The sequence below is a fragment of the Pseudomonas psychrophila genome, assembly GCF_001043005.1.
GTDB lineage: Bacteria > Pseudomonadota > Gammaproteobacteria > Pseudomonadales > Pseudomonadaceae > Aquipseudomonas > Aquipseudomonas psychrophila.
Window position 1 is genome coordinate 1 of record NZ_JYKZ01000045.1, and the last position, 763, is coordinate 763.

Annotated in this window: 1 protein-coding gene; it reads right to left on the reverse strand. The window is 60.8% G+C overall.

Features of this window, described 5'->3' with window-relative positions; genetic code table 11:
• Positions 1–763, reverse strand: a 763-nt coding sequence (locus TU76_RS23960; RefSeq protein ID WP_048352639.1) for a helix-hairpin-helix domain-containing protein, incomplete at both ends; no start/stop codon positions are given.

Sequence of the window (763 nt, forward strand, 5' to 3'; positions counted from 1 at the left end):
GCAAATAGGTGAGCACTTGCGGCAACGCGCGCTGTACGCGCTCCAGAGAGGCCAGCGAGCGCGCAAGCACCTTGGCGGTTTCTTCACCAACGTCCGGGATGCCCAGGGCATAGATGAAGCGTGCCAAGGCCGGGCGTTTGCTGTCGGCAATGGCCTGCAGCAAGTTCTTGCTCGACAGCTCGGCAAAGCCTTCGAGGTCGACGATCTGCTCGAAGGTCAGGGTGTACAGGTCAGCCGGTGAGCTCACCAGGCCTTCGTCCACCAACTGTTCAACACTCTTCTCACCCAGGCCTTCAATATCCATTGCCCGGCGAGAAACAAAATGAATAATCGCCTGTTTAAGCTGGGCACCACAGGCCAGACGCCCGACACAACGATACACCGCGCCTTCACTGATGGTTTCACGGCCCTTGCTGCGCTTGACCAACTGTGTGCGCTCGACATGGGAGCCACACACCGGACAGCGCTCAGGAATATGCACCGGCCGCGCATCCCCGGGGCGACGCTCAAGCACCACCTGCACCACTTGCGGGATCACATCTCCGGCGCGACGAATGATCACCGTATCGCCGATCATCAGCCCCAGGCGCGCGACTTCGTCCATGTTATGCAGCGTGGCATTGGACACCGTGACACCGGCCACCTTGACCGGCTTGAGGCGAGCCACCGGGGTCACCGCACCGGTACGCCCGACCTGGAATTCCACATCCAGCAACTCAGTCAGCTCTTCCATTGCCGGGAATTTATGCGCAATGGCCCAGCG